Annotated in this window: 24 protein-coding genes; 11 read left to right on the top strand and 13 right to left on the bottom strand. The window is 62.6% G+C overall.

All coding sequences use genetic code 11. The features are described 5' to 3' along the window. Positions 1 to 38: 38 nt before the first annotated feature. Positions 39 to 1,085, bottom strand: coding sequence for a substrate-binding domain-containing protein (locus EV664_RS11885; protein ID WP_133495944.1), 1,047 nt, complete (start codon positions 1,083 to 1,085; stop codon positions 39 to 41). A 122-nt stretch (positions 1,086 to 1,207) separates the two neighbouring features. Then, entirely contained in the window at positions 1,208 to 2,425 is a 1,218-nt protein-coding gene (locus EV664_RS11890) for an ATP-binding protein (protein ID WP_133495945.1), read from the bottom strand. A gap of 106 nt (positions 2,426 to 2,531) precedes the next feature. Here EV664_RS11890 and EV664_RS11895 point away from each other — a divergent pair, with 106 nt between their 5' ends. The 4 genes from EV664_RS11895 to EV664_RS11910 are packed head-to-tail and all read left to right on the top strand — an operon-like array spanning position 2,532 to position 5,091. Then, positions 2,532 to 2,945: a hypothetical protein gene (locus EV664_RS11895; protein WP_133495946.1), complete on the top strand. Its 414-nt coding sequence runs from the start codon at positions 2,532 to 2,534 to the stop codon at positions 2,943 to 2,945. A gap of 48 nt (positions 2,946 to 2,993) precedes the next feature. Further along, complete coding sequence (locus EV664_RS11900; protein ID WP_188656417.1) at positions 2,994 to 3,227, top strand: HPr-rel-A system PqqD family peptide chaperone; 234 nt, start codon at positions 2,994 to 2,996, stop codon at positions 3,225 to 3,227. Next, entirely contained in the window at positions 3,224 to 4,087 is an 864-nt protein-coding gene (locus EV664_RS11905) for an HprK-related kinase A (protein WP_133495948.1), read from the top strand. Before EV664_RS11900 ends, EV664_RS11905 begins: the two co-directional genes overlap by 4 nt. Further along, positions 4,084 to 5,091: a nucleotidyltransferase domain-containing protein gene (locus tag EV664_RS11910; RefSeq protein ID WP_133495949.1), complete on the top strand. Its 1,008-nt coding sequence runs from the start codon at positions 4,084 to 4,086 to the stop codon at positions 5,089 to 5,091. The genes EV664_RS11905 and EV664_RS11910 overlap by 4 nt, the downstream gene beginning before the upstream one ends. On the opposite strand, the gene EV664_RS11915 is transcribed toward EV664_RS11910, so the two are convergent. Beyond that, on the bottom strand, positions 5,088 to 5,759 hold the full coding sequence (locus EV664_RS11915) for an HAD-IA family hydrolase (RefSeq protein ID WP_133495950.1): 672 nt from the start codon (positions 5,757 to 5,759) through the stop codon (positions 5,088 to 5,090). The two genes, EV664_RS11910 and EV664_RS11915, sit on opposite strands and share 4 nt — an antisense overlap. Positions 5,760 to 5,901: 142 nt before the next feature. Here EV664_RS11915 and glmU point away from each other — a divergent pair, with 142 nt between their 5' ends. From glmU to EV664_RS11930, 3 genes are all read left to right on the top strand, one after another. After that, positions 5,902 to 7,206 carry a bifunctional UDP-N-acetylglucosamine diphosphorylase/glucosamine-1-phosphate N-acetyltransferase GlmU gene (glmU, locus tag EV664_RS11920; RefSeq protein WP_373287514.1) on the top strand — a complete coding sequence of 435 codons (1,305 nt, stop codon included), beginning with the start codon at positions 5,902 to 5,904 and terminating at the stop codon, positions 7,204 to 7,206. A 67-nt stretch (positions 7,207 to 7,273) separates the two neighbouring features. Then, positions 7,274 to 9,097, top strand: a complete 1,824-nt coding sequence (gene glmS, locus EV664_RS11925; protein ID WP_133495952.1) for a glutamine--fructose-6-phosphate transaminase (isomerizing) — start codon at positions 7,274 to 7,276, stop codon at positions 9,095 to 9,097. Positions 9,098 to 9,161: 64 nt separating this feature from the next. Continuing rightward, on the top strand, positions 9,162 to 10,169 hold the full coding sequence (locus EV664_RS11930) for a zinc-dependent alcohol dehydrogenase family protein (protein WP_133495953.1): 1,008 nt from the start codon (positions 9,162 to 9,164) through the stop codon (positions 10,167 to 10,169). Between the two features lie 41 nt (positions 10,170 to 10,210). Here EV664_RS11930 and EV664_RS11935 read toward each other — a convergent pair whose 3' ends face one another. After that, on the bottom strand, positions 10,211 to 11,044 hold the full coding sequence (locus tag EV664_RS11935) for a class I mannose-6-phosphate isomerase (protein ID WP_133495954.1): 834 nt from the start codon (positions 11,042 to 11,044) through the stop codon (positions 10,211 to 10,213). A 633-nt stretch (positions 11,045 to 11,677) separates the two neighbouring features. Here EV664_RS11935 and EV664_RS11940 point away from each other — a divergent pair. From EV664_RS11940 to EV664_RS11950, 3 genes are all read left to right on the top strand, one after another. Then, positions 11,678 to 13,012, top strand: coding sequence for a GGDEF domain-containing phosphodiesterase (locus tag EV664_RS11940; protein WP_229668238.1), 1,335 nt, complete (start codon positions 11,678 to 11,680; stop codon positions 13,010 to 13,012). Between the two features lie 257 nt (positions 13,013 to 13,269). Then, positions 13,270 to 15,504, top strand: a complete 2,235-nt coding sequence (locus EV664_RS11945; protein ID WP_162848838.1) for an ATP-binding protein — start codon at positions 13,270 to 13,272, stop codon at positions 15,502 to 15,504. A gap of 53 nt (positions 15,505 to 15,557) precedes the next feature. After that, entirely contained in the window at positions 15,558 to 15,950 is a 393-nt protein-coding gene (locus EV664_RS11950) for a response regulator (RefSeq protein WP_133495956.1), read from the top strand. 38 nt (positions 15,951 to 15,988) lie between these two features. Here EV664_RS11950 and EV664_RS11955 read toward each other — a convergent pair whose 3' ends face one another. Then, positions 15,989 to 17,143, bottom strand: a complete 1,155-nt coding sequence (locus tag EV664_RS11955; RefSeq protein ID WP_133495957.1) for an N-acetyltransferase — start codon at positions 17,141 to 17,143, stop codon at positions 15,989 to 15,991. 186 nt (positions 17,144 to 17,329) lie between these two features. On the opposite strand from EV664_RS11955, the gene EV664_RS11960 reads away from it, so the two are divergent. Then, the gene (locus EV664_RS11960) at positions 17,330 to 18,436 is read left to right on the top strand and encodes a fatty acid desaturase family protein (protein WP_373287516.1); all 1,107 of its coding nucleotides are present in this window, start codon (positions 17,330 to 17,332) and stop codon (positions 18,434 to 18,436) included. A gap of 441 nt (positions 18,437 to 18,877) precedes the next feature. On the opposite strand, the gene lptG is transcribed toward EV664_RS11960, so the two are convergent. The 8 genes from lptG to EV664_RS12000 form a co-directional block, all read right to left on the bottom strand. Continuing rightward, positions 18,878 to 19,975, bottom strand: coding sequence for an LPS export ABC transporter permease LptG (gene lptG, locus EV664_RS11965; protein WP_133495959.1), 1,098 nt, complete (start codon positions 19,973 to 19,975; stop codon positions 18,878 to 18,880). Continuing rightward, positions 19,972 to 21,165, bottom strand: coding sequence for an LPS export ABC transporter permease LptF (lptF, locus tag EV664_RS11970; protein ID WP_188656419.1), 1,194 nt, complete (start codon positions 21,163 to 21,165; stop codon positions 19,972 to 19,974). Before lptF ends, lptG begins: the two co-directional genes overlap by 4 nt. A gap of 115 nt (positions 21,166 to 21,280) precedes the next feature. Next, positions 21,281 to 22,543, bottom strand: coding sequence for a serine palmitoyltransferase (gene spt / locus EV664_RS11975; protein WP_133495960.1), 1,263 nt, complete (start codon positions 22,541 to 22,543; stop codon positions 21,281 to 21,283). A 29-nt stretch (positions 22,544 to 22,572) separates the two neighbouring features. Then, positions 22,573 to 22,818: an acyl carrier protein gene (locus tag EV664_RS11980; protein ID WP_133495961.1), complete on the bottom strand. Its 246-nt coding sequence runs from the start codon at positions 22,816 to 22,818 to the stop codon at positions 22,573 to 22,575. A gap of 72 nt (positions 22,819 to 22,890) precedes the next feature. After that, positions 22,891 to 23,796: an NAD-dependent epimerase/dehydratase family protein gene (locus tag EV664_RS11985; RefSeq protein ID WP_133495962.1), complete on the bottom strand. Its 906-nt coding sequence runs from the start codon at positions 23,794 to 23,796 to the stop codon at positions 22,891 to 22,893. Between the two features lie 183 nt (positions 23,797 to 23,979). Beyond that, a complete protein-coding gene (gene proB / locus EV664_RS11990; RefSeq protein WP_229668240.1) occupies positions 23,980 to 25,104 on the bottom strand; it encodes a glutamate 5-kinase in 1,125 nt (374 codons plus the stop codon). Positions 25,105 to 25,144: 40 nt separating this feature from the next. Then, entirely contained in the window at positions 25,145 to 26,188 is a 1,044-nt protein-coding gene (obgE, locus tag EV664_RS11995) for a GTPase ObgE (protein ID WP_133495964.1), read from the bottom strand. 67 nt (positions 26,189 to 26,255) lie between these two features. Then, positions 26,256 to 26,846 (bottom strand): TetR/AcrR family transcriptional regulator, encoded by a 591-nt coding sequence (locus EV664_RS12000; protein WP_133495965.1) that lies wholly within the window; start codon positions 26,844 to 26,846, stop codon positions 26,256 to 26,258. Between the last annotated feature and the right edge of the window lie 59 nt (positions 26,847 to 26,905).

Consider the following 26,905-nt stretch of genomic DNA (forward strand, 5'->3'; position numbering starts at 1 on the left):
GCGTCCATGCGCCTCCCGCGCTCCGTTGCGCAACGCAATCAATGCAGCTCATCGTCTTTGAGCGTGTCTGCGGTGATCGTGATGCCCTGTTCGATAATCTTTTCGCTGTTGGCGCGGACATCGGCGGGGGCGGCGATCATGCCTTTGGCGACCAGCGGGCCGTCGGGACCCCACATCTGGCTATACTGGTTCAGGAACTGCTTCATTCCCGGCACTGCGTTCAGATGCTGTTTCTTGACATAGATGAACAAGGGACGCGCGCCGGGATAGGAACGGTCGGCGATATTTTCATAGGTCGCTGCCACCCCGTTGATCGGCACGCCGTTCAGCCGGTCGCGATTTTCCTCAAGATAGCTATAGCCGAAAATGCCGACCGCATTGGGGCTGACGGTCAGGTTCTGAACGATGATATTGTCGTTCTCACCCTTATCGACATAGGCGCCGTCCTCGCGAATGCGCTGGCAGCGTTCCTTGAACGCGTCCTTGTCGGTTTCTTCGAGCTTTGCCGCCTGCGGATCGACTTCCTTGCAGCCCTTGGCGAGGATCAGCTCGGCCAGCGCGTCGCGCGTTCCGCTGGTCGAGGGCGGGCCGAACACCTGAATCGGGGTGTGCGGCAACGACGGGTTCACGTCGCTCCAGAATTTCGCGGTCTGCGGCTTGCCCATCGGATTGGCGGCCAGCGCTTTGTAGATATCAGCGCGGGTCAGTTCGAGCTTCGGCCCCTTTTTCGATTCGGCGAGCGCAACGCCGTCCATGCCCACCTGAATTTCCATGATGCCGTTGACGCCGTTCTGCGTGCAGGCCGCGAATTCGTTCGGCGTCATCCGGCGCGAGGCATCTTCAACATCAGGATGCTGCACGCCGACACCGCCGCAGAACAGCTTCATCCCGCCGCCCGTACCGGTCGATTCGATGACCGGCGTCTTCAGCGCGGGGTTGGTGTTCACCATCGCTTCGGCCACCGCGGTCGAAAAGGGATAGACCGTCGAAGAGCCGACGATCTTCATGTAATCGCGCGACGAATCCTGGCTGCAGCCGGTAAGTGCGATCGCGGTCGCGGCGATGACGGTTAGCCTGCCGTACATTATGTTCCCCCGCTGGGTGTCGAAATTTCAGCGCTGCCGAGAGGTCTCATCAGACTGGCTTAGCGCGGTACAGGGACGCCCATGTGCGAAACGCGTTACGATACGATGACAACCGCGTTATCTCACGGTTGCGGTTGCACCATCGGCAGCAGCACGACGACGCTCGTTCCCTTGCCCTGAACGCTGCTGATATCCAGCCGCCCGCGATGGCGCTCGACAATATGTTTGACGATGGCAAGGCCGAGGCCGGTGCCGCCCATCGCGCGGCTGCGACCCGAATCGACGCGATAGAAACGCTCGGTCAGCCGGGGGAGCTGTTCTGGCGCGACGCCCTCGCCCTGATCGGTGACGCGCAATTCGGCCATACGCGTGCCGCTCGTCGCCAGCCGGATCTGCACCGGCGTGTGCGAATGACCGTATTTCAGGGCATTGCCGATAATATTGTGCAGCAATTGCGACAATTGCGCCCGATCGCCCCGGATGGGCCGGATATCCTGAATGTCGAGGATCAGATGCTCGGCCCGATCATGCTGTGCCGAGGCGATTTCGGCGCATACCTCGCGCGTCAGGCGTGCCAGATCGACCGCTGTATCGGGCTCGCGATATTTTTCCGCTTCGATTCGGGACAGGCTCATCAGGTCGTCGACCAGCCGCTGCATCCGCACCGCCTCGTTGAACATCACGTTCAGGAAGCGCTTGCGCACGGCGGGGTCTTCGCCCGCTTCCTCGCCCAGCGTTTCGATAAAGCCGATGATCGACGCAAGCGGGGTGCGCAGCTCGTGGCTGGCATTGGCGACGAAATCGACGCGGATGCGCTCGGTCGCATAGCTGCCCGTGCGATCGACCAGGTGAACGATGCGCACCGATTTGCCGACCCGGCGCACCCGCATTTCCCAGCGCTGATCGCGCGTGCCCAGACCGACCAGATGGATCGCCGCCGAACTGTCCTCCCCCCGGTCATGGATCAGCTTTTCGGCCGCCGCAGGATGGCGGATGGCAAGGCGAACATCCTCGCCGATGATATGGTTGCCGAGCAGCGCGTGTGCCGCTTTGTTCGCGCGAACCACGCGGTTGTCAGCAACGATCAGCACCGGTTCGACGACCGCTTCGAGCACCTCCGCAGCGGCAACGTCAGATTCGCGACTCATGTCGCGGCTAGGCGGGGGCGGAGGCGGCGATTCTTCCTCCCCGCCCGACGCCGCAATCAGGACGGCGGCGATCGAACCGACCAGTGCGATCAGGATCGCATTGATATCGGCACCGAGCGCAAGTCCGGCAGAAGCGGTGACCACTGCCAAAAACAGTGCGATAACAGTGCGTGGCGCGGATACCCCTTCCATGCAACCGGCATAGCGCATTTGTCGCGCGAGAGAATAGCGGAGCGAAGGCGTTTTTAACGATCTTTCCCCATTGCGAAACGCGCGCCGTCGCGGGATGATGGGGGGCATGAGCGATGTTCCTCCCGAAACCGGCTCCGATGACCATGATGCAGGAATGGATCGCGGCCGGCGTGCACTGATGCTGGGTGCGGTCGGTGCAAGCGCGGTGATTTCCATTCGCCCAGCGCTCGCCCAGACGGCGGCGTCGGTGTCGAACTGCGAAATTCCGGTCCCCGATCCGGGACGGGCAGGCAATTATATCGCGCTGGACGGGACGGTAGTCCCGCGTAACACGCCCTTCGCCGTACCGCCGCCGGGTCGACCGTTTACCGGGGAAGAAGTGAAGCAGGCGATGCGCGGCGGATGGTTGCCCGGCACCAATTTTTACAGCAATCGCGCCTATATGCAGTATATCCGCAGGCTTCAGCGCGGGACCAGCGGCTTTACCTGTTTCGCATCGATGCAGATGCCGAACCGCTGATCGCTGGTGGCGCTTTTGCGGTATCGGGCCGAAGCGAGGGATGCGATTGTGCCGGTCGATCTGGGTGAGCTGATCGCGCTCTATCATCGCCCGTCGGCGCGGACGCATCTGGTGGGATCGCCGGTGCCCGAAATTCTGGACGCGCTGGGCGAGGAAGCGATGGATACCCAGCAATTGCTCGATGCGCTTCAGCGCCGCTACGCGCTCGACGATGCCGATCCGCAGGCGCTTGCCGCACGGCTTGCCGAGCTGGAATCGGTGGGGCTGATCCGCCGGGCATGAGATATCGGACGCTGTTGAAGATCGGCCCGGTGGGGTTTCGCATCGGGTCGGACTGGCGCGCGCCGATCGCGGCGCTGGACGATCTGTATCGCGATTATCCGCGGCCCGATTCGGATATCGCCGATTTCACCGTTCGGCTTTTCGCGGCGCGCTGGTGGCGGCGGTTCCTCCGCCCGTCAGTGATGATCGGCGGCGATTACACGATTCCCGATGCCGCGCCGCTGCCATTGTCGATGGGATTGCTTGCCGCTGAGATGGGCATGAACCTGCAAATGGCGCTGGGGCACCGGCGCTATCTGCTGGTCCATGCCTCGGCGGTCGAGCGCGATGGTCGCGCCCTGCTGATGACCGGCATGTCGGGCGCGGGGAAATCGACGCTCGCCGCATTGCTGACGGCGCGGGGATGGCGGCTGATGGGTGACGAATTCGCGCTGATCGACCCCGAAACCGGACTGGTTCATGCCTTTCCCCGCCTGATCAGTCTGAAGAACCGGGCGATCGACGAAGTGCACTCTGCGCTGCCCGGGGGCCGGGTCGGGCCGATGCTGGCCGATACGCCCAAGGGCGATCTGCGCCATCTGGTGCCCGACGCCCGAGCGATCGAGGCGATGATGCGCCCCGCGACCCCTGCGCTGCTGCTGTTCCCTGCATTCGGCCATGCGCTTGCCGAGCGCCCTGTCGGCCGGGCCGAGACCTTCGTCCGGCTGACTCAGGCTTCGACCAATTTCGTTTTGCTTGGCGAGAGCGGTTTCACCGCGCTTTCGCATCTGGTGAATAGCGTGCCCGTCCGGGCGATCGATTATCCCGATACGCCAGGCGCAATCGCGCTGGTCGACCGGCTCTGGGAGACGCTTGCATGACCGGGCGGCTGGTGGTCGAGAGCTTGCGCGATCCGGCGCGGTGCGGAGCCTATAGCAGCGATCAGTGGAACGCGCTGATCGCGGCGGCGCGGGCGGAGCAGCTTGCCGGAACGCTCGCTTATCGTCTTACGGGGCTGACCCTGCCGGAACCGGTCGCGCAAATTATGGAAGATGCGCGGTGTTCGGCGGAAAACGGGCGAACGCTTGCTTTATGGGAGGCAGAGGCTGCCCGCCGCGCGCTGGCACCGCTGGGCGTGCCCGTCCTGCTGCTAAAGGGCACGGCATTCGTCGCGGCGGGACTGAAAGCGGGGGTGGGGCGCGCGATCGGCGATCTCGACATATTGGTGCCGCGCGGTTCGCTGGACGCGGTCGAGGCGGCATTGCTCGATGCCGGGTGGGAATGGGTGAAGCCCGATCCCTATGACGATGCCTATTACCGGCAATGGATGCATGAGCTGCCGCCGCTGATCCATCGCGAGCGCGACCGGATGATCGACGTGCACCATACCATCCTGCCGCTGACCGCGCGGATCACCCCCGATCCCGCCGCGATGATCGCCGATGCCGGGGCGCTGAACAACGGGCTCTATGTTCCTTGCCCTAACGACCTGCTGTGCCATGCTGCCGCGCACCTGTTCGCCGATGGCGAACTGGCCGGGGGTATGCGCAATCTGTGGGACATTCATTGCCTGCTGGAGGAATTCGGCACCGGGGAGCTGGCCGAACGGTCGCGGCTTCATGGGCTGTCCGCGCCGGTGCGCCGCGCGGTGCGGCTGTCGCATCGCTTATACGGGACCGATGTGCCGGACGCGTGGCGGGGCAGGGCGGTCAGCGATGCGCTGTTCGTCCACCGCCTGCTGGCGCGCGACGGCTGGGGTCGGGTACGGCCCAAATGGGTCGAGCATGTCTTTTATCTGCGCGGCCACTGGCTGCGCATGCCCCCGGTGATGCTGGCGCGGCATCTATGGACCAAATGGCGCAAGGGCTATCGCCCGGTCGGTTAAGCGAGGCTTTCGAGCGCGGGAATCAGTTCGGCATAATGATCGATCACTGCATCGGCGCCGAGGTCTTCGATCCTGCCGGTAACGAAGCCGAAGCTGACCGCGACCACGGGGACACCGGCATTTTTCGCCGCCTGAACATCATAGATCGAATCGCCGACAAACGCAGTGCGTCCGCCGCCGCAACGCCGGATCATCTCATCGATCGGCGCGCGGTTCGGTTTGGCGAGCCCCTTGCCCATCGTGTCGCCGCCGATCAGGCAGGCGAAGCGATTGCGCAGCCCGATTTCGCGCATCAGCTTTTCGGCGAGCGATTCGAATTTATTGGTGACGATCGCGGTTTTGACGTCCCGGCCATGCAGCGCGTCGAGCGTGGTGAGCAGCCCGTCAAAGGCGTGCGAATGCACCGCGATATGCGCCTCGTAATAGCGCAGCAACTCGCGGTGCAGCTCGGCGAAGCGCTCCTCGTCGCACCCGCCGCTATCATCCAGCGCCATGCGAAGCATGTTTTTCGCGCCCCCGCCGATCTTCGGCCGGATCTGCGCGACGGTAAGCGGTTCGCGTCCCGCCAGTTGCAGCGCATGATTGACTGCGGCTGCAAGGTCGCCGCTGGTATCCAGCAAGGTGCCGTCAAGATCGAAGCCGACAAGGTCGAAGGGAAAATCGCTCATGCGCCGTTCATTGCCCGTAGCGCTATGGCAAAGGCAAGGCTTGCATGGCAGGAGCGGTGGCGACGCATCAGGCACCAGGGACAGTGAAGTGAGCAATTCCACGATCGCAGCCATCATCCTTGCCGCAGGCAAGGGCACGCGGATGAAATCGGACCTGCACAAGGTGCTGCACCCGATCGCCGGACGGCCGATGCTGCTGCACCTGATCGACAATGTGAAAACGCTGAACCCGGAAAAGACGGTGGTGGTGGTCGGTGCCGGACGCGATCAGGTGGAGCGCGCGGCGGCGCCCCATGGTGTCGCAACCGCGCATCAGGTGGAGCAGCTCGGCACCGGTCATGCGGTACAGCAGGCCAAGGATGCGCTTGGCGATTTCGACGGCGATGTCCTGATCCTCTATGGTGATGTGCCGCTGGTGAGCGCTGAGACGATGCAGCGGCTGACCGGGCGGCTGCATGGCGCGGATTCTCCGGCGGTCGTGGTGCTGGGGTTCCGCCCCGCCGATCCCGGCGCTTATGGCCGGGTGATCGTCGAACCGGGCAGCGACCGGATCGCCAAAATGGTCGAATTCAAGGACGCAAATGCGGCGGAGCGCGCCGAAACGCTCTGCAATTCAGGATTGATGGCGGTGCGCTCGCGCGATCTGTTTGCGCTGCTCGACAGGGTCGGTAATGACAATGCGGCAGGCGAATATTATCTGCCCGATATCGTGATGCTGGCCGCGGCCGACGGGCGCGCTTCCGCCGTGATCGAGACCGATGCGAGCGAAGTCGCCGGCGTCAATTCGCGCGCCGAACTCGCCATGGTGGAGGGTGCGTGGCAGCAGAGCCGCCGCGCGCGGGCAATGGCGGACGGCGCGACGCTGATCGCGCCTGAAACGGTCTGGTTCGCGTATGATACCGAGGTCGGGCGGGACGTGGTGATCGAACCCCATGTGGTGTTCGGCCCCGGCGCGAAGATTGCCGACGGTGCGGTGATCCATGCCTTCAGCCATGTCGAGGGCGCCAGTGTCTCAGGCGGGGCCAATGTCGGCCCGTTCGCACGGCTTCGCCCCGGCGCGGTGCTGGAAGCGGATTCCAAGGTCGGCAATTTCGTCGAGGTGAAGAATGCACGGCTGGGCAAGGGTGCCAAAGCGAGCCATCTCACCTATCTCGGCGATGCCGAGGTGGGCGCGGAGGCGAATATCGGCGCGGGCACGATCACCTGCAATTATGACGGCTTCCTGAAATATCGCACGGTGGTCGGGGCAGGGGCGTTTATCGGGTCGAACAGCGCGCTGGTCGCGCCGGTGACGATCGGTGACGGTGCGATCGTCGCGGCAGGGTCGGTCGTGACGCGCGATGTCGAAGCGGATGCGCTGGTGCTTGCGCGCGGGACGCAGGAGGCGAAGCCCGGCTGGGCGGCAAAATTCCGGGCAATCATGGCCGCGAAGAAGCGCGGCGGTTAAATTGTCTCTACACGTGCGCCCCATGGCATAGGCGCGGATAACGAAGTTCAGGAGTGGTATTGCAGCTATGTGCGGGATTGTCGGGATTATCGGGCGCGAAGCGGTTGCGGAGCGTCTTTTCGAAGGGCTGAAGCGGCTCGAATATCGCGGCTATGACTCTGCAGGCATCGCCACCATCGTCAATGGCAGGATCGAGCGGCGGCGCGCGCAGGGCAAGCTTGTCAATCTGGGACGGGAGCTTCAGGAAGCGCCGCTGCCCGGGACGATCGGCATCGCGCATACCCGCTGGGCAACGCATGGCGCGCCGACGACCAGCAATGCGCATCCGCACGCCACCGACCGCGTCGCGATCGTACATAACGGCATCATCGAAAATTTCCGTCCGCTTCGGCAGGAGCTTGAGGCGCGGGGCCGGGTTTTCGCCAGCGAAACCGACAGCGAAGTCGTCGCGCATCTGGTGAGCGAACAGATCGAGGCGGGCAAATCGCCGCGCGAGGCGGTGGCGGAAGTGCTTCCCCGGCTGCACGGTGCCTTTGCCCTGTCGCTGCTCTTCCCCGACCATCCCGATCTGCTGATCGGCGCGCGGCAGGGAGCGCCGCTCACGGTCGGCTATGGCGAGGGGGAGAATTATCTCGGCTCCGACGCGCATGCGCTTGCGTCGCTGACCCAGCGGATCGCGTATCTGGACGAAGGCGACTGGGCGGTGGTCGAGCGTGACCGCGTGCAGATCTATGACCGCGACAATCAGCCGGTCGAGCGGCCCATCGTCCATTCGGGCGCTTCGGCGGCTCTGGTCGATAAAGGCAATCACCGCCATTTCATGCAGAAAGAGATTTACGAACAGCCGATGGTCGTCGCTCAGACGCTACGTTCCTATCTCCGCCCGCTCGAAGAGCAGGTGGCGCTGCCCGATATGACGTTCGACCTTGGCAATATCGAGCGGGTCGTGATCATCGCATGCGGCACGGCAAGCTATGTCGGCATGATCGGCAAATATTGGATCGAGCAATTTGCCCGCCTGCCGGTCGAGGTCGATGTCGCCTCGGAATATCGCTATCGCGATCCCGTATTGCTGCCCGGCACGCTGGGCGTGGTCGTATCGCAATCGGGCGAGACGGCGGACACGCTCGCGGCGCTTCGCCATATGAAAGAGGCGGGCGTGGTCACGGCCGGGATCATCAACGTGCCGACCAGCAGCATGGCGCGCGAGGTCGATCTGCTGCTCCCCACCCATGCCGGGCCGGAAATCGGCGTTGCTTCGACCAAGGCGTTCACTTGCCAGCTGGCGGTGATGGCGGCGCTGTCGGTCAATCTTGCCCGTGCAAAGGGCAAGATATCGGCGGAAGAAGAGGCCGATATCGTCCGTCAGCTGATCGAATCGCCCGCCGCGCTCAACGAGGCGCTGAGCCATGATGGCGAAATCGAAGCGATGGCGCATACGGTCGCGGCGGCGCGAGACGTGCTCTATCTGGGGCGCGGACCGGACTATCCGCTGGCGCTGGAAGGTGCGCTGAAGCTCAAGGAAATCAGCTATATCCATGCCGAGGGCTATGCCAGCGGCGAGATGAAGCACGGACCGATCGCGCTGATCGACGACCGCGTGCCGCTGATCGTGCTGGCACCGTCGGGACCGCTGTTCGACAAGACGGTCAGCAATATGAAGGAGGCGCAGGCGCGCGGGGCGCAGGTGGTGCTGATCTCCGATTCCGACGGCATTGCTTCGGCCGGAGAGGATGCGGTCGCGACGATCGAAATGCCGCGCGTCCATCCGCTGATCGCGCCGCTGGTTTATGCCGTGCCGGTGCAACTGCTCGCCTATCATGTCGCGGTGGCGAAGGGCACCGATGTCGATCAGCCGCGCAACCTTGCCAAGAGTGTCACGGTGGAGTGAGGCGGGAACTTCGCGGCGGGGATGCGCGGTTGAGCCGCGACCATTCCTTCCAGGAGACATTCTCATGAAAATAGTGCGCATCGGCGATCCGGCGAGCCTCGACAGTCTGCGCGTCGGTCAGGCCGACGATCCGGGCCGGCCCGGCGCGGGTGAAGTCCGCGTTCGTATCCATGCCAGTTCGCTCAACTATCATGATTTCGGGATCGTATCGGGGCGAATGCCCTCCGAAGCCGGGCGCATCCCGATGGCCGATGGCGCGGGTGTCGTCGAGGCAGTGGGCGAGGGCGTCGAGGAATTTGCGGCAGGCGACCATGTGGTGTCGACTTTCTTCCCGTTATGGGAAGATGGCGAGCCGGTGATCGGCGATTTCTCCACCACGCCGGGCGATGGCGTGGATGGTTATGCCCGCGAGCTGGTGGTGCGTCCGTCGAGCTATTTCACCCATGCGCCCAAAGGGTGGAGCCATGCCGAAGCGGCGACGCTGACCACCGCCGGGCTGACCGCCTGGCGCGCGCTGGTGGTCAATGGCGGGATCAAGGCGGGTGATACGGTGCTGGCGCTGGGCACCGGCGGCGTGTCGATCTTTGCCGTGCAGATGGCGCGGGCGATGGGCGCGCGGGTGATCGCGACCTCCTCGTCCGACGAAAAGCTGAAGCGGCTCACCGAAATGGGCGCGGAACATGTGCTCAATTACAAAGACACTCCCGAATGGGGCGCGAAGGTGCGTGAACTCACCGACGGGCGCGGTGTCGACCATGTGGTTGAGGTCGGCGGCCCGGGCACCCTGCCGCAATCGATCGATGCCGTGCGGATCGGCGGGCATATCGCGCTGATCGGCGTCCTGACCGGCGGCAGCGGCGAAGTGCCGACCGCGAAGATGATGGGCAAGCAGGTGCGGCTGCACGGGCTGATCGTCGGCAACCGGCGCGAGCAGCGCGATATGGTGCGCGCGCTGGAGGTGATGGACTTTCGTCCGATTATCGACCGAAGCTTCGCCCTCGACGACATCGCCGATGCGTTCCGCCACGAAGAGTCTGGCAGGCATTTCGGCAAGATCGTTCTGGAATTTTAAAACCCGACCGGGCGGCGCGCAAAACGCCGCCCGGTATCGTATCAATCGATCGCTGCGAGACGATCGCCCGGATAAGCGAACAGAACATCGCCGCCATCCGCAACCGTGATCCGGCTTTCGCCTGTGATCGCAAGGCACTGGCCCGCCGCAAATGCCACATCGTCCGCGCTGCCCGATCCGGTGACAGGAACGAGCCAGGCGGTCTGATCCGCACCCAGCCGGGCATGGAAGTCGCCTGCGCTCCAGCGCTCCAGCACGAATTTCGGTCCCTGCGCGAGCAAACCCCGGTTCGGCGCGGGCGAGGGGGGAACCGGCAGCGGTTCGAACGGCGCTGCTGCCGATACCGCCACGCCTTCATCCAGATGCAGTTCGCGCGGACGCCCATAATCGTACAGGCGATAGGTCAGGTCGACATTCTGCTGCACTTCGATCAGCGTGATGCCTGCGCCGATGGCATGCACGGTGCCCGCCTGCGAATAGAAATAATCGCCCGCCTTTACCGGCTTCCAGTCGAGCATATGCTCGATCGATCCGTCGAGCGACGCGGCGCGAAGTTGCTCGGCGCTAAGCGGTTCGAGCGTACCGAGCGCGATCGTCGAATCGGGTTCGGCATCGAGGATCAGCCAGGCCTCATCCTTTCCGCGCTTATAGCCCGCCTGTTGCGCATCCGCGTCATTGGGATGCACCTGCACCGACAATTTTTCGCTCGTGAACAGATATTTGATCAGCAGCTCGTCGGAAACGCCCTGCGGCGTCTGAAACCAGACCTCGCCGATCGGATCATCCTTTTCGGCGGGATTTTCGAACCCCGGCCAGAGCCGATGACGCCCCCAGGGTTTTGCGACGCGATGGGTGTCGAGCATGATTGCGGCCATAATAATCTCCCTGAACATTGGGGCGGCCGGGAGGTGGTTCGCGCCCGGCCATGACGCCGATGCTCTGCCCCGTAGCGACCGGACAGTCCAGCGCTGCGGACGCGCAAACGGAAAAAGGCGGTACGGGAGCGCCGGCAGGCGCTGCCTGAGGGCGTAAGCTGCGTCCGGTGGCATGTCCGGCACGCTGAAGCCTGCTTGGCGTCAGCCGCGCGAGACAGGATCGCAGGCGTTACAAATATTTCATTAGTAACGAGGGAGACACGTCGGGGCAGCGCGAACCAAAGCGATCAGCGCCGCGCCCGACGCAAAATGGTTCAGACCGGACGAAGAATTTCGCCGCCCAAGCCGTCCTTGAACAGGATCGAGAACATCAAACTTCTCCCTATCGGGGCGAATCACCCACATGCAAAGGTTAACAATGTGTTAACATTGAATCAAGATTAATTTTCTGATTGCGCATTCGTGAGCGAGCGGGTTCAAAGGAAATTAACTTTTTTTTCAGCCCTCCGGAGTTATGCGCGGAAAGAAATGATTAAGCCGCGTCAACCTGTCCCGCCGGGCCGCCGGCAATCGGCTGACCCCCAAAGGGGCGTTGAGCAATCCACCGAACAAGGTGGAGGGAAGCATGTATCCGTGGACGCTGTTCCGGGAAGGCCGGTCCGTAAAGACGGCGCAGGGCGGGTAAGTCGGCTTGGGCATAGCCGTGACGAGCGGGCGGGCATGGGCTTCTGGCGCATCCTGATTCTTGCCGAAATTTCGAATTTTGCTTCGCTGCGACGCCACCTGGGTCAGGGCCGTGCTGCGGGACTGGCTCGCGCGGTAAAGGCAGCGATCAGGGAATGTTTTTCATTTGCCGATGTGGAGGTGGCGGGACGCAATCTGATCGAAATCAGATTCGATTGTTCGACCGCGCATGAAGCAGAAGAGGTTGTTCAGTCGCTCGAAGATCATTTCAGAGCACCCTTCGCGCTTGATGAAGAACGCTATCTGCTGAGCCTTTCGATCGGAGGCGGATTGTGCCCCGCTTTTGAAGGCGACGATATACGGCTGGTCGAGGCAGCCGAAACAGCGCTCGATCAGGCGCGCGAGGAGAACAGGGCGGTACTGCTCGATCTCTCACGTGAGGAATTGCAGTCGCACCGCCCGGCGCTGGTTCGCGAACTGCCCCGGGCGATCGCGGCGGGCGAATTGTTCATGCAATATCAGCCCAAAGTTCACGTCCGGCGTCAGGAGATTGCGAGCGCAGAGGCGCTGGTCCGCTGGGATCATCCGACCCGCGGACTGATCCTGCCCGGCGAATTTATCAGCGCGGCAGAAGCAGCGGGCAGCATCTGCGCGCTCACTTTGTGGTGCATAAAGCAGGTCATTCACGACCAGCGTATATTCGCCGAACGCGGTTACGACATTCCCGTGTTCGTCAATATTTCGGGCGTTCTGCTCGCCGATTCAGAATTCGTCGCTCAGGTTTGCGCATTGCTGGAGGGCAGTTCGGCAAAAATCGGCTTTGAAATCACCGAAACCGCCGTCATTCGCGATCCTGCGATCGCATTGAAGCATTTGCAGCAATTTGCCGATATCGGCGTTCCGGTGGCGATCGACGATTATGGCGCTGGCCTGTCTTCGCTGGCCTATCTCAAGCAGTTGCCGGCTTCCGAACTGAAGATCGACAAGATGTTCATCACGCAACTGACCAGCAGCAACCGGGACCCGCTGATCGTTCGATCCACTATCGACCTCGCCCATGCCATGGAAATGGAAGTAACGGCGGAAGGTGTCGAAACACCTGCCGCGCTGGCACTGCTCAGTGTTATGGGTTGCGATCTTGTTCAGGGATATCTGATCAGCAGGCCGTTGGGACGCGATGCCTTTCTGGCTTATGTCGAGGAAGAAGCGCATCGAAAGATCGCTCCGGTCGGCCTGCCCAATCTGCGCAATGGCGGCGATTTCTGGAAGCGCGCACTGGCGTGACCCGCTTCCGGCACTTTTTGCGAGCTGGAATTCAATCGATCTGCGTTTTTTGCTTGCTGGTTGTTGCGGCCACCATCGGCACGACAGTCAGTGCCGAAGGACAAGAGCGAGCTCCGGCTGCTGAAATGTCGGCAAAAGATCGCGCGAAGCTCACGGAACTACGTTCGACGCTCATGCAAAACCCGAAAAAGGCTTTGCAGCAGTCTCAGCGATTCCGCGAGAGCGTGGAACGAAGAGATGAAAGCGATATCAGGCAGATGATTATCGCTGAAACCCTCTGGGTTGATGGCGATGCAAACATCCGGATCGGAAATCTGGAAACGGCTGAAGCATTTCTGCGTAGATCCGAGGCTGAAATTTCCGGCTTATCCAGAACGGTCAAAGTAAGCGCTGATGTAAAGATATCCCAAGGTTCGCTGCTGATGAGCCGGGGAGACCCGGCAGGTGCGCTCGAGCAATTTCATTCTGCGTATGACATTTACCGCAGACTGGGCGATCGGCGCGGCCAGTCGGTTGCGCTTCAGAATATTGCCGCGCTGTACACCGAGGCAAATGATAACGAGAAAGCGGAGCGCTATTATGAGCAGGCGGGCAGTATCTATGACTCCGATGTGCTCCTGTCGACCTATCTCCACAATAACCGCGCCAATGTGCTTCTTCAACTCGAACGCTATAGCGATGCCGAGACACAATATCTTCGTGCCCTGAAAGGGGCTCGTACGCTGAAGAGCCAATCGCTTATTGCCTCGATCTACGACAATCTCGCGCGCACTGGTCTCGAATCGGGCAATCTCGCAAAAGCCTCTGCCTATCTCAATCGCGCTTTTGCGGTCGCACCGACGGTGTCCGATCCCATGCTGGCAACACGCGCGCGGCTGTTGCTCAGTCAGGGTCGCAAGCAACAGGCGAAGCAAGTGATCGGCCGGATATTTGGCAACCGTCCACCCGGCGAGGTCGATTCCTATTATGAGCAGTTCGTCGCCTATCAGGTTTATGCAGCTGTCGGCGACGATACCGACGCGCTCCGCCATCTTCAGATCGCAAAACGGCTGAACGACGAAGCGACGCAGGTGGCGAGTTCAACCAACGCGGCGCTGGCGGCGGCACGGTTCGATTTCCAGAATCAGGAATTGCGGATCGCCAAGCTGAAGGCCGAGGAACTTCGCCGAAATGTGGCGTTCGAACGGTCGACGGCGCGGTTTCAGCGCACGTTGTTCGCCAGTATCGGCGGCGCCACGCTGGTTCTGATTATCGTCCTGTCGTTCAGTCTCGTCACGATCGGCCGTAGCCGCAATCGCAACCGTGAAGCGAAGCTGGAACTTGCCGACACCAATGCGGCGCTCGAAAAAGCGCTGGCGGCGAAGACCGAATTTCTGGCGACGACAAGCCACGAAATCCGCACTCCGCTCAACGGCATATTGGGCATGACGCAGGTGATGCTCGCTGATCGCCATCTTCCCGGCGAACTGCGCGATCGGGTGGGCGTCATTCACGGCGCGGGAATTACCATGCGCGCGCTGGTCGATGACATTCTGGACGTCGCCAAGATGGAGACCGGCAAGCTTACCATCGAACATCGACCGATGGACCTTCACGCCGCGCTTCGCGAAGTGGCGGCCGTGTGGCACGATCAGGCGCGAAGCCGGGGCCTCGCCTTCGCCCTCGATATCGGCGACACGCCGCGCTGGATCACGGGCGATAGCGGGCGGTTGCGGCAGATCCTGTTCAACCTGCTCGCCAATGCGATCAAATTCACCGAACAGGGCAAGGTAGCGCTGGCCGCACAGGCGATCGGGATCGGCGGATTCGACTATCTGCGTATCACGGTGACCGATACGGGCATCGGCATTCCGGCGGATAAATGCGAGGATATTTTCGAATCCTTCAAACAGGTCGATGGCGGCACCACGCGGAAATTCGGCGGCACCGGGCTAGGCCTATCGATCTGTCGTAATCTCGCCACGGCGCTGGGCGGCACGATCGGGGTGGAAAGCGAAGCGGGGGCGGGCTCGCGCTTCATCGTCACCCTGCCGCTCGTCCTTGCCGAGGCTCCGGACGTTACGGACACGGGGGAGGCGGATTGCGGAACTTTGTTGATTCTGGAGCGCAACCCGATCGCGCGCGGGATGTTACGCAAGCTGCTGGAGGGGCATGGCATGCATCTGCGCTTTGCCGGCTGCGCCGGCGAGATGCTTGCCCAGATCGCTGCGCGCCCGCCTGCGCAGGTGCTGCTCGACGCGGGAAGTCTGGCCGATGATGAAGGGCAGCTATTTGAGACTATTGAAGAAATTTCTCATGCGGCGCATAGGATCGGGGTATCGATCACGCTATTATGGAAGGTGCCGAACGCATCGGCGCGCGCGCGGATGATGGAGGCGGGGATTGATGACATCATCGACAAACCGATCGCAGGACCGGCGCTCGTTCGCCGGCTCTTCGGAGAATCGGATGAACAGCCTGAAATTCAACCTCTTGTATCGCGCGCCACATAAGGCGATACCGGTGTGGTAATCTGTAAACACACCTATGCCGGAGCGCAGAAACGGTGAACGTTCTTTTCATCGAAGACGACCCGATGAACCGCCGCGTCGTTCGCGACATGCTCGACGTCGCGGGAGCGCATATGACCGAGGCGGAGCTTGCCGATATCGGTCTGGCCAAGATCGATGCGGAGGATTTCGACGTGATCCTGGTCGATCTGCGCATGCCCGGCATGGACGGGTTCGAAGCGATCCGCCGGATTCGCGCGCGGCAGGATGCGAAACGCAATCTGCCGATCATCGTCGTCACTGCCGATACCGCGCTCGACCTTCGCGAACGCTGTCTCGAGACCGGCGCGGATGAAGTATTGTTCAAACCCGTTGCTATGGACGCTTTGTTCGAAACGATCGGTGCCGTGCTGGCCGAAAAAGGGGGGGAGGGCGCGCTGATCCTTTAAGATCCACGCGTGGCGCTTACCGAAGATCAGCCGCCCGGTCAGAGCGGCTTTTCATACACCTGATAGATGCGGTTGACCCGGCTTTCGATCGTTTCCGCAATCGCCACCATCCCCTGATTATCGTCGAGGATCCACCCGATTTCGCCGCGCGACGCGCCATAATGTTCGACCGAGGCGCGGCGGATATATTCGATCATCATGAAAGCGAGCTGGCTCGCCATGCGCGAGGATTGCAGCCGCTTGACCACGCCCATCAGCGGCACCCGCATGGTGCGTACCCTGGGCTTGCGCAGCCACCAGAGCAGCTTTGCCCAGCCGAAGGGAAAGAGCGAGCCGTTTAGCGGCTTGATCGCTTCGTTAAGGTCGGGAAGCGTGATCATGAAGGCGACGGGTTCGTCGTCCAGTTCTGCGATCATGATCAGATCGTTGAACACGATCGGCTTCAGCTTCTTGCCAACATCGTCGATCTCGGGCTGGGTCAGTGGCACAAAGCCCCAGTTATCGGCCCAGGCATCGTTCAGAATGGCGAGGATGATCGCCGCTTCCGCATCGAATTTCGATTTGTCGACCGGGCGAATGCGGATACGGTCGTTGCGTTCGCCGGATTTGATGATCCGCTGCACGATCGGCGGAAATTCCTGGGTGATATCGAGCTCATAGGTCAGGAGCTGCTTGACCGGCGCATAGCCCGCCGCCTCGATCCAGTCCTGATATTCGGCGCGGTGATGGCCCATCATCACGGTCGGCGAATGGTCATGGCCCTTGATCAGCAGGCCGGGCTCTTCCCATACCGACATGCTCATCGGTCCCACAGCGCGGACCATGCCCTTGTCGCGCAACCATCCTTCAGCAGTTTCGATCAGCAGCGCGGCGGTGGCGGCATCCTCCGCCTCGAACAGGCCCCAAAAACCGACGCCGGGACCGAAACCCTGTTCGCCCGGCATGGTGAGCGCCAGCGTATCGAGATGGGCGGAGATACGTCCGACGACTCGCCCGCCGCGCTCGGCAAGATAAAGCTGTGCCTCTGCATGGCTGAACCAGCCGTTTTTCTCCGGGGTGATGAGGCCGAGCGCTTCGCCTTTCAGCGGCGGTACCCAGTGCGGATCATCGCGATAGATGCGAAAGGGCAGGTCGATAAAGGTCTTGCGATCCGCTTTGGTGATGACGGGTCGAATGGAAATCTGGCTGGTCACGCTGCTCGTCCCCGGAAGAAAATTTGGCGCAGAAAGTTTGGCGATTCCACTCTTCGCCGCGTACGATGGTGTCAAGCGGATGTAGAGCGGCGTTGCGGCACAATTCGGGCGGGCTTTGCGTCCCGTCGCGATAGCGGCCTGTAAATGCCTCGGTATCGCCACTATCTTGGGGCAGATATGACCGCTATGGAAAGCTCAATTCGTCTTGACGGCCGCGGACCGGTTTCGACCGCGCGCGAAGCCGTAGTACGGCCTTCGACCACGCATGTGCCCGATGACCGGGCGCTGCTGCGTAAGGCGGCGGAATTGTCGCGCGACGTCAATACGCCGCGCGCCATGATCTACTGGACAGACCTGATCGCCTCTGCGGTCATCGGCTATGGCGCGCTGTATGTCGCCGCGACGCAGCAGCAGACGGGCGTGGCGATCGTCGCCGGCATCATCGCCGTTCTGGCGCTGTATCGCGCGATCAGCTTCATTCACGAACTGACGCATATTCGTCCGAGTCGCCTGCCCGGATTTCATCTCGGCTGGAACCTGATCGTCGGCATTCCGATGCTCACCCCCTCTTTCATGTATGAAGAGGTGCATAATCAGCATCATGCCCGCACGCGCTATGGCACGGCGGACGATCCCGAATATCTGCCGCTCGCGCTGATGAAGCCGTGGACGCTGCCGACGTTCGTTCTGGTCGCTGCGCTCGCTCCGGTCGGGTTCCTGATCCGGTTCGGCATCCTGTCGCCTTTGTCGGCGCTGTTTCCGGCCCTGCGCAAGCCGGTGGTGGAACGCTATTCGGCGCTGTCGATCAACCCGCATTACCGCCGGCGCGAACCCGAGGGCGATTTTCGTCGCTGGTGGCATCGGCTGGAGGCGGCGTGTACGCTGTGGGCGATCGGCCTCGTCACCGCTGTGTGTACCGGGATTCTGCCGCTGCATGCCTTTCTGGTGATGATCGGCGTGGTCTCGGGGGTCGCGGTGATCAATCAGGTCCGCACGCTGGTCGCTCATTTGTGGGAGAATGAGGGCGAGGCGATGAGCGTGACGGCGCAATATCTTGATTCGGTAAACGTGCCGCCGCCCGCAATGCTGCCGATGCTATGGGCGCCGGTGGGGCTTCGCTACCATGCGCTCCATCATTTGCTGCCGGGGGTGCCGTACCATTCGCTGGGCGAAGTGCATCGCCGCTTGTCGGCGGAACTGGATCAGAGCTCACCCTACCATAAATCGAGCCATAGCGGCCTGCCGGTCCTGCTCCGCCGCCTGATCGTCAGCACGCTGCGCAGCGGTCGCTAATATCAGGTTGGAGTAAGCCTGCTTACGGACCGATCGTCATCGCGAGAAGCTCAGTGACGAAGCGATCCACGCGCAGCTGCCGGATTGCCGCGCCCTTCGGAGCTCACAATAGCAGTGCACTTCGCACGAGCGGTTTGGGTCGGGGTGGTGGCAGACAATGGCGGCCCCGGCCTCTCGCCGGGGCGACGATGGGGCGCGGTTTGGGTTAGCGTTGGGGCAGACGCTTGCGGCCCCGGCCTTCGCCGGGGCGACGATTGTGGAAATCGAAGGACCATATAAGCCGCGGACACCATGCGTAGCCCCGGCGAGAGGCCGGGGCCGGCGGTGTGTGGCGCTATGGTTGCGCGGAGCGACGTGATGAGGCTGCGGGCGGTGCGGCGCTCCGGATTGCCTGACGGTGGTACAACAGGTTCGGATCAACGCAGGTCGGTATCGGGCCTGCTATTCCTCGGTCCGGAACAGCACCGCTTCGCCGACCAGCAGGAATAGCAGGAACGGCGCCCATGCGGCGAGAAACGGCGGATATGCCCCGATATTGCCCATTGCCAACGCGAAATTGTCCGCAACGAAATAGGCAAAGCCAAGCGCCATACCGATCACCGCGCGAACGAACATCTTGCCCGACCGGGCGAGCCCGAACCCCGCCACGGCGCCCAGCAGCGGCATCAGGATCGAAGAAAGCGGGCTCGACAATTTATGCCATAGTGCCCCGCGCAGCGCGTTGGTGGGCCTGCCTGCCCGCTCCAGATCGTTGATTGCGGTCTTCAGCGCGCCGAACGACATGCCGTCGGCATTGATATCGCCCAGCGTGAACTGGTCGGGCCGGATATTCGGCCCGAACGTGGCATCGCCCAGCCGGGTGAGCGTTCGCGTCGCGATATCGAAGCGAACGGCGTTGTTGAGTATCCAGACATTGTCGCGGCGCTCGCCCGTGGGTGCGGTCACGATTTCGGTGAGCGAGCCGCCCACGCGCCGGAACAGCGTCACGCCGACCAGCCGGGTATCCTGTCCCCGTCCGTTGACGCCAAAGGCGCGGACCAGATTATCGCCGTCCTTCACCCACACATTGCTTCGCTGGTTGCGCTGTTTGGGCATCGGCCCGTAATCGACATCCTGCCACTGATCGAGCGTAGCGGTGGCGCGCGCGACGACATGGTCGTTAAACGCAAAGGAAACGACCGCAACGCCGAGCGCGGCGAGCAGCAGCGGCGCCAGCACCTGATGCGCCGACAGCCCCGCCGATTTCAGCGCGACGATCTCGCCATTCTGATTGAGCGTCGACAGCGTAATGATCGTGCCGAGCAGTACGGCAAAGGGCAGGAATTGCGCGATGATCTGCGGCGTGCGCAGGCCGATATAATGCCATATCTGTTCCTGGCCGTTGCCGGGATAGGCAAGGATCGAGGCGGATTCGCTGAGCAGATCGAGCGTCTGAAGCACCAGCACCAGCCCGGCCAGAATGGCGAAGGTCCGCACCAGCATCAGCCGCGCCATGTACAGTGCGACGACGCGCGAGGGGAACATGCTGTTCTGGCTCATGCCGACGCCTTCTTGCGGCCCGGCAGCAAGCGCATAAAGCCTTTCGCGGCCTTGCCGAACCATTTTTCGAGAGCGCCGATCGGCTGTCCCCCCGGAACATGCGCGACGACATGGTACATCCAGCCGACCAGCGCGCTGAACAGCGCGAACGGGCCCCACAAGGCGAAGAACGGGTTCACCCGGCCGAGGCTGCCGAAGTCCTGCGCATATTCGTTGATCTTATGATAGGTCACGATCATCACGATTGACAGGAAGACGCCAAGCGCCGAGGTCGATCGTTTGGGCGGCACGCCCAGCGCGACCGCGAGCATCGGCAGCAGGAACATCGTCATCGCCTCGACCAGCCGGAAATGGAAATCGGCGAGCGAGGCGTTGCGCAATTCGGGCGCGGTTTTGGGATCATGGCCGACCCGCCAGAGCTGGGGCAGGGTAAGTTCCCGATTATCGTCACCGCGCGCGCGGAAACTGCCCATTTCGGGGAGCGGGATCGGCAGGTCGTGCTGGGTGAAGGTCAGCACGCGCGGATTGCCGAAACTGGGCGATTTGTTGACCAGCGTGCCCCTGGTCAGGCGAAAGATGATCGTATCGGGATCGTCGGTGGCAAGGAACTGACCCGAATCGGCGGTGACCGCGACCCAGCTCCCGTCCTTCTGGATCGTATTGACGAAAATGCCCGACAGATGCGCGCCATTGTCGCGGCTCTGTTCGATGCGCAGTGTCATCTTGTCACCGAATTTGGTGAATTCGCCGATCTTGATCGCAGCGCCCAGCGCGCCCGAACGAAGGTCGAAGCGCAGCTCTTCATAATTATACCGCGCCCAGGGCTGAACAAAGCCGACAATGCCGAGATTGAGCAGCGCGAGCGCCATGGCATAGACATAGGGCATGCGCATCAACCGGCCATAACCCATGCCGACCGCGCGCAGCACGTCGAGCTCGGACGTCGTCGCCAGCTTGCGGAAGGCGAGCAGCGTGCCGAGCATCAGCCCGATGGGAATGCCGAGGCCCAGATATTCGGGCATCAGATTGGCAAGCATCTTCCACACGACCGTCACCGGCCCGCCTTCGCTCGCCACGAAATCGAACAGGCGCAGCATGCGGTCGAGCACCAGCAGCATCGCCGCGATGATCAGCGTGGAGAATAGCGGCACCGCAATCAGCCGTGCCATATAGCGGTCGATCGACTTCATGCGGATTTGCGGTGAGGCGCCCTTCGCAAGATATTGCCCGAAAGCGGATTTTGCCCGCTATAGACGCGGCGTGCGGGCGCGTCACCCCCGTGAGGGCAAGCGCATGCCCGCAGCATCAAGCGATGACGCCCAGCGCGGTACCGGTCTGGCGGAACAGGCCGAGCACGCGCTCAATCTGTTCGTCACTATGTTCGGCGCAGATCGAACAGCGCAGCAAATAGGTGCCTGCCGGTGTCGCGGGCGGGCGCGCCATGTTCACGTACAGGCCGTTGTCGAGCAGCGCCTGCCACATCGCGACTGCCTGTTCCTGATCGTCGAGCATCACCGCGACGATCGCGCTGTCCGGGTTTTCAGTGCCAAGGCGGAAGCCCATGGCTTTCAGCCCGCCATGCAGCTTCTTCGCGCTCGACCACAACCGTGCACGCTTTTCATGCGCGGTCATCAGCTTGCGGATCGACGCCTCGGCAGTCGCAACCACGCTGGGCGGCAGGCTGGCGGTAAAGATATAGGGGCGGCAGGCGAGGCGGATCGCCTCGAACTTCGGATGGTTCGACACGCAGAAGCCGCCGACCGTACCCACCGATTTTGAAAAAGTGCCGACGATGAAATCGACCTGATCGGTCAGGCCCTGATCCTCGTACACACCGCGGCCATTGGGGCCGAAAAAGCCCATCGAATGCGCTTCGTCGACCAGCACCATCGCGCCGTGTTTCTTGGCCACCGCGACCATTTCTTTCAGCGGCGCGATATCGCCGAGCATCGAATAGACGCCTTCGAGCACGACGAGCTTGCCCGGCTCTTTTGGCAGGCGACCGAGACGCTTGTCGAGATCCTCGACCGAATTGTGGCGGAAGCGCACGATTTCGGCATTGCCCTGCTGGCACCCGTCATAGATCGATGCATGGCTGTCGGCGTCGAGAATGACATATTCGCCCTTGCCCGCCAGCGTCGAGATCATGCCGAGATTGGCCATGTACCCGGTCGAAAACACGATCGCCCCCGACATGCCGTAAAAATCGCGCAGTGCCTGTTCGACCGCCATATGGTCGCGGAACGTGCCGTTGAGCATCCGGCTGCCGTTCGTGCCCGAACCGAACTGGTCGAGCGCATCCTTGCCCGCCTGCACCACATCGGGGTCAAAGGTCATGCCCATATAATTATAGGTGCCGAGCAGGATGGTGTCCTTACCCGCAATCACTGCCTCGGTCGGCGACTTCACCTGTTCCATGACGATCGCAAAGGGATCGGTGACGCCCGAATCGAGCAGTTTCTGACGCTCTGCGATGAGGGAATCGAACTTGCTCATCAGGTCGGTTTCAGGCGCCACGGCCTCTGCATGGTCCGGGCGCTGGTGCGCGGCTGCTGCGGATTCGGTCATAATAATCGCTTTCGAACGGGGGAGGCGGATCAGTCCTGCTTCAGTTTCTCGACCGCATCGACCAGCTGGCCGACGGTTTCGATCTCCGCCTGCATGTTCATCGTGATGATGATGTCGAATTCATCCTCGATTGCCGCAACGAAATCCATCACGGTCAGGCTGTCCCATTCAAGGTCGCCTGCGAAGGTCGTGTCTTCGGTAAGGGCGACGCCCTTTTTGTTGAACGGTTCGATCAGGCCGGTGACCGTTTCGAAAACCTGCTGCCGGTCGCTCATATGCTGTCCTTGCTCAAATTCGAATATTCGCTTTTGCCGTTGGCAGGCAAATGCGGCGCCATTTCGGCGGATTTATAACAGGCCCTGCGCCCTATACCATTGGGCGGTGTCGGCAAGCCCCTGCGCCGTCGGGATTTGCGGCTGCCAAAGCTTCGCCGGGGGCCGGTGCGCGGGGTTGGAAACCCAGTCGGGATGGCAGAAATAGGCCGCGCGGTCGGGGGTGAGCTTCGCCTTGTCGCCGCGCAGCAGCCGGTCGATCCGCGCGCCTGCCATGACTGCGGAGCGAGGGCAGGAGAGGGTCAGCACCCGCTTGCCCACCGCCTTGCCGATCGCGCGGGCAAAATCGGCATGGCTCCAGCCGTTGAGCGCGCCGTCATCGGGATCGAAGACCAGCCGCGCCTCGTCGCTGTCGGTCAGGGCCAGCAACAGGCGGCACAGATCATTTGCATGCAGCACCGACAGCCGCCCGCCGGGGGGCAGCAGCGCGAGATGGTATTTGGCAAGACGAAACAGTTCGAGCATCTCGAAATCGCCCGGTCCGTAGATTGCAGGCGGGCGGACGATCGACCAGTGGAACGGCGACGCTTTCACCAGTTTATCAGCCTGTGCCTTCGACCAGCCATAGTCGGAAAGCTCGGGTTCGCGCGCGGCGAGTGAGGAGACATGCACGAACCGCCGAACACCCGCTGCCTGTGCGGCATTCAGCATCGCGCGCGTGCCCTCGATATTCCCGTCGGCAAAGCCCGCGCGGTCGGGTGCATTCACCACACCCGCGACATGGATCACCGCATCGGCACCCGTGACCAGCTCGGCCAGCGAGGCGGTATCGTCCAACGCGCCGCGTATCCACGTCACGCCCGCACGCTCCGGCTGATCGCGGCGGGTGAGGGCGCGGACCTGATGCCCGCGCTCTACCGCCATCGCGATCAGATGCCCGCCGACAAAGCCGGTGCCGCCGGTGATCGCGAGGGTGGTCACGCTACCCGCTCCGTTGATCCTGAGCTCGTCGAAGGGTCGTTCTTCTTTGCATTGCGTGAAAGGGAAAACGACCGGGCTTCGACAGGCTCAGCCCGAACGGGTCTTGCGGGGATGGCGAGCGCGGTCACGCCGGAATTCCGTTCGCACTGACAGGCTCAGGACCAACGGTTTTCAGATACTCTATCAAAGCACCGCCATATGGCTGCGATGGACCAGCGCCGAGCGCGGAGCATAGCCGAGAATCCGAGGAATATCCTCGCTGCGCCGCCCGATGATGCGCGCCGCATCGACATAGTCATATTCGACCAGCCCGCGCGCGATCTTGTTATGCTTGGAATCCACGATGGTGACGAGGTCACCGCGCTGGAACTTGCCCTCGATCCGGATCGCACCTGCGGGAAGCAGGCTGTTGCCGTTGCGCAGCGCGTCGACCGCGCCCTGATCGATGATGACGACGCCCTCATCGGTCAGCCCGCCCGCCAGCCACGCCTTGCGCGCGCCCGCAGTGCCTTCGCCGACGAAAACGCTGCCGCGTCCGGTTTCGGCAAAGACCCGCAGCGCGTGATCGGGGTGACCCGATACGATGGCAAGGTCGGCCCCGACCGTGGTGGCGATTCGCGCTGCCTCGATCTTCGACACCATCCCGCCCGATCCCATGCCGGAGGCAGAGCGGCCGTCCGCCATGCCTTCGATATCGTCGATATTGCGGATGACCGGGATGAACTTGGCATCGTCATGATGCGTCGGATTCTTGTCGTACAGCCCGTCGACATCCGACAGCAGGATGACGCCGTCGCCGTTCGCCGCCTGCGCAACGCGCGCGGCGAGCCGGTCGTTATCGCCGAAGCGAATCCGCTCGGTCGCGACCGTGTCATTCTCGTTCACGATCGGGATGACGTCGAGCGAGAGCAGCCGCGACAGCGTTGCCGCCGCGTTCAGATAGCGCCGCCGATCCTCCAGATCGCCCAGCGTGACGAGCACCTGCGCCGCCTGAAGATTCTGTTCGTCGAGCAGACCTGCCCAGACCTGCGCCAGTGCGATCTGGCCGCGCGCGGCCGATGCCTGCGCGTCTTCCAGGCTGTTGCGTCCGCCGCCGGGCAGGCCGAGCCGCCGCGCGCCCAGCGCGATCGCGCCCGAACTGACGACGGTGATTTCCTGACCCTGTTTTCTGCGTTCAGCAATGTCCTGAACAAGGGTTCTCAGCCAGTCCTCACGCACCTCGCCGTCCTGATCGACGATCAGCGCGGAGCCGACCTTGACGATCAGCCGGGGACAACGTTCGGGCGAAAATCGGTCCGCTTCGTTCAAGCAGGGCCTCCTTTGATTAACTTCAGTCGCAATATGCGGTTCAGACGGGCGACCATTCAACAGGTTCCTCGTCATCGCCGTTTTCGTCGATTTCGGACACGGGTTCGATCGCGTCGATCAGCCGGTCGAGCACCGCCTCAACCCCCTGCCCGGTGGCACCCGACAGCGGCAGCACCTCAGCGCCACTTTCCTCGGCCAGTTCAGCGCTGAGCGCCTCGGTGAGTTCCTCATCGAGCAGATCGGCCTTGTTCAGCGCGATCACTTCGCGCTTGCTCTCCAGATCCGCGCCATACGCGATCAGTTCGTTGCGCACCGTGCGATAGGCCGCGGCCGGATCGTCGCCATGCGCATCGACCAGATGGAGCAGCACCTGACAGCGTTCGATATGGCCGAGAAAGCGGTCGCCGATGCCTGCGCCGTCGGCAGCGCCTTCGATCAGGCCGGGGATATCTGCGATCACGAATTCGCGATTCTTGTGCCGCACGACGCCCAATTGGGGGCGGGTGGTGGTGAAGGCATAGTCGCCGACCTTCGCCTTGGCATTGGTCACGGAATTGATGAAGGTCGATTTGCCCGCGTTGGGAAGGCCGACCAGCCCCGCATCGGCGAGCAGCTTCAGCCGCAGCCACACCCATGCCTCTTCGCCGGGCCAGCCCGTGCCGTGCTGACGTGGCGCGCGATTGGTCGAGCTTTTATAGCTCAGATTGCCGCGCCCGCCATCGCCGCCGCGCAGGAACACCTTGCGCTCGCCGACTTTGGTGAAGTCCATCAGGACATGTTCCTTGTCCTCGCTCAGCACCTGCGTACCGACCGGGACCTTGATCACCAGATCATTGCCGCCGCCGCCGGTGCGGTTCGCTCCCGCGCCGCCTTTGCCGCGCTGCGCCCGGAAATGCTGGGTATAGCGAAAGTCGATCAGCGTATTGAGGCCGGCCACCGCTTCGAACACAATGTCGCCGCCCTTGCCGCCGTCGCCGCCGTCGGGGCCGCCATATTCGATATATTTTTCGCGCCGGAAACTTACCGCGCCGGGGCCGCCGGTGCCCGAACGAACGTAAATCTTGGCCTGATCCAGAAAATGCATGACCGCTATCTAGCGATCACGCCGGATTTCGCCAGTGGGGAAGGGGATAGAAGCGGCGTGGGCCGGTTCAGACATTTTCGCGATGCTGGGGAAGCAGGGCAGCGCATGCGAGATCGCGCGCCTTGTCGCGCGGCAGGCCGAGCGCGCGCGCCATAGGAGCGCCGAGCAGGGCATCGCCCAGCGCGAGCAGCACGAGTTGCAGCGTCTCCTCGCGAATCGAGCGCTCTCCTGGCGCATCGGGTGCGCGCATGGAAAGATCGTCGACGAGCCGGTGGATCGCCTCGAGAATCGGGTTGAGCGCGTCGCGATTGCCGGTGAGGATCATCCAGCTCGCCAGCTGCCCCGCGCCTTCGACGCCGAACGCATCGAAGGTCAGGTCGATCACTTCGCGCGGGTCGCGATGCGAGGTGCGCGCCTTCAGCGCCGCCTCGCCGATCTTGGCCGTAATGCTCTCCGCCATGGTTTCGATCAGCGCGGTCTGCAGCCCGGCCGCCGAACCGAAATGGTGGAGCAGATTCGCATGCGTCCGCCCGATCCGCGCCGCCACCGCCTTCAACGTCACTGCCTGAGGTCCGTCCTCGATCAGCAATTCGCGCGCGGCATCCAGCGCGGCAAGCCGGGATTCGGCCGGGGTAAGGCGTTTTCGGATTATTGACATTGTTGTAAGTAAGGCTATCTACAAGGATGTAAGGAGGCGGCAACCCTCTTTCTGGAGGA

The organism is Stakelama pacifica (assembly GCF_004361835.1).
GTDB lineage: Bacteria > Pseudomonadota > Alphaproteobacteria > Sphingomonadales > Sphingomonadaceae > Sphingomonas > Sphingomonas pacifica.